At 46.9% G+C, this 2,718-nt stretch carries 3 protein-coding genes; 2 read left to right on the top strand and 1 reads right to left on the bottom strand.

Translation table 11 applies throughout. From position 1 onward, the window contains the following. Window positions 1-334: 334 nt before the first annotated feature. Entirely contained in the window at window positions 335-883 is a 549-nt protein-coding gene (locus B4C70_RS02910; RefSeq protein WP_023468520.1) for a hypothetical protein, read from the bottom strand. 284 nt (window positions 884-1,167) lie between these two features. Between B4C70_RS02910 and B4C70_RS02915 the strand changes: the two genes are divergently transcribed. After that, window positions 1,168-2,286, top strand: a complete 1,119-nt coding sequence (locus tag B4C70_RS02915) for an NAD(P)/FAD-dependent oxidoreductase (RefSeq protein ID WP_290776898.1) — start codon at window positions 1,168-1,170, stop codon at window positions 2,284-2,286. Between the two features lie 42 nt (window positions 2,287-2,328). Next, window positions 2,329-2,652: a hypothetical protein gene (locus B4C70_RS02920; RefSeq protein WP_133207443.1), complete on the top strand. Its 324-nt coding sequence runs from the start codon at window positions 2,329-2,331 to the stop codon at window positions 2,650-2,652. The last annotated feature ends 66 nt before the right edge of the window (window positions 2,653-2,718 follow it).

Below are 2,718 nucleotides of genomic sequence, written 5' to 3' on the forward strand. Positions count from 1 at the left end.
CACAAGCCAGTTTTCCCGCTCCATTCGAGCAGGAAAACGGGTCTTGTTTGTCTCTGACAGCGCAAAATCGCACTTTTTCCTGTAGGAGTGGCGTGTAATGCGTCATTTTTTATATCCGGAAGAAGGACCGAGAAGCATTTTGTTCACTCGACATCGCTTCCTAGGGAAAAACAAGCAAGAGCGACCCTGCAGCGAAGCGAAGCGGCGCGATGCTTGTCCCAGGAAAACGATGCGAGTCGAACAAAAAAAGCGCAATCCTTCTCGTTAGAGAACAATTGCACTTGTCTTCAGTCTCAAAAGATTTCCCCGAAAAGAAATCCGTTTCATATAGCAATCAACCATGTTCAATATAAAATCCGCTCCAATAAACCTGACGATACGTAAACTCTTTTCCACTCTTCGTCGTCACAAGCATTTCATCTTCTGCCATGACGGCGATTTTAATGGGTACTTCACCGTGATCCGTCAAATAATTGAGGATCTCAAGATGCCGATTCAACCAAAGACGACGGCGGAACCAACGAAAACGACTGAATGCCGCACTGAAGTGGAGTAAGGCAAGCGCAAGGATAATTAAAGCAAACGGAAGTGGAATATCGAACAATGCAATCAAATATACATCTGCGATCAGCAAGGATAACGAGAGACCCATTTCCGTCATCTCCATGAAAGATGCTTTATAGGTCGCAAAGTAGGTCATCACACGAAATAGGAAGATGACCGTGAGGTACGGTACGAAGTACATTTGAAACACATGGTCCGTACCGCTGTTGACGAACATGAGCAGTGGCAGGAAGAATAGCAATTTCCAGATTAGGATGGCGGAATAAAATAAAGTATGATCCGTGTAGCGTCTGCGTACGATGGCTTGACTCATATTCATTGCCTTCCCCTCCTTCATGATGGACCGTTTCAAAGTCGATGATGACAGGACATGATGCCTATAAGGGTATGTTTCCGAATTCAGCTGTTTCTAATCGTCTAATTCACAGTTTTTAGAAACTGTATATTTAGTATACGTCATGACGCACTAAATGGTTCACTTTCCCCATCATTTCCCATCATTCGATGTGCTACAGATTGGAAACCCGCTCTTGCTAGTCGTCCGGATCTTCTACTGCTACAATAAAAGATATTCCAATTGAACAGAATCGAGTTGAATCTTTCATGTACTCCCATATCATCATTGGCGCCGGAATTCTCGGTGCCTCGACTGCCTATCATTTATCGAAGGCTGGTGAACGCGTCTTACTCGTCGATCGGAAGGAACCCGGTCGAGCCTCTCATGCGGCAGCCGGCATCATCTGTCCATGGATGACACAGCGGCGAAATAAGGCATGGTACAAATTAGCGAATAACGGGGCTCATTTTTATAAGACATTGATTCCTGAACTGGAAGCACTCGGTGAGACGAGTACGGGTTATCAGAAAGTTGGCACGATCGCCTTACACGAAACATCAAAAATCGAAAAGATGGAGACGATTGCGCAAAACCGTTTTCCGGAAGCGCCTGCCATCGAACGTATCGAACGACTGGACCAAGATCGTGTCAAAACGCTCTTTCCACTCGTCGAACAGATCGAGGATGCCTTATTCGTTTCCGGTGGTGCCCGCGTTGACGGACGTGCCTTGTGTGCCTCATTGATTCGTGGTGCTGTCGAACACGGTGCGACCGTCCTAGAAGGAGATGCTACTCTTGTCGTAGACAAGGGAGTCGTCACTGGTATAACCATGGAAAATGAACAGTACTCGGCAGAACAGTTCATTTTAACGGCGGGTGTTTGGTTAAATGACCTACTCCGTCCACTTGAGCTTAAAATCGATTTGCATCCGGAGAAGGGACAGATCCTGCAACTCGATTTGACGGATTCTACATCAACGACTTGGCCCGTCGTCATGGGACAACGCGGATTATATCTCGTCTCAATCCACGAAGGGAAACTGATCGTCGGTTCAACACACGAAAAACAGACCGACTACGACTTGAAACCAACCGTTAAGGGGATGTATGCCTTATTGAATCGGGCTTTACCTGTCTTACCGCGTCTCGAAGAAACAACGATTGATGAACTGCGTATCGGCTTACGCCCGTATACGAAAAACTCCCTGCCGGTGATCGGACCGCTTCAAAATCATCCGAACGTGTTCCTAGCGAACGGACTTGGTGCATCTGGTTTGACGATCGGACCCTATCTCGGTAGCCAATTAGCGAAGCTTGCACGTCATCAAGCGCCTGATTTCGAATGGACGACTTATGAGCCGACCTATGTCTCTCTCGACTCCTGACCAATTCTATGCTTCACTTTGAAAGGAAGTACACCATTGTCCATGAAACCAATCGTTCCTCTTGAATTATTCGATGCTTTAGATATACGTGTTGGTACAATCCAGTCGCTTTCGGATCTTACCGATGGCTCAATTCAGCTTGAACTACAATTCGACGGATTTACGCGTTTATTCTCACTCGACTGGGAATCACTGCGACCCGATGTCCATGAATTGCTTGGAAAACAAGCGATTGCCGTACTCAATATACCTGGTCGTACGCCTGAAGAGTCCGGTCGGGTGCTTGAGATCGGTCGCTCGGAACAATGGATGCCGATTCTCGTCGTACCGGAACATCCGATTCCGGAAGGAGCACGTGTCGAATAAGGCATATCATTTAGAAAAACACTCCCTGTGTCGCTTCGTAATGGAAGTGAACTGCTCCCTGTCAAG

The organism is Exiguobacterium sp. UBA5002 (genome assembly GCF_002396765.1).
GTDB lineage: Bacteria > Bacillota > Bacilli > Exiguobacteriales > Exiguobacteriaceae > Exiguobacterium_A.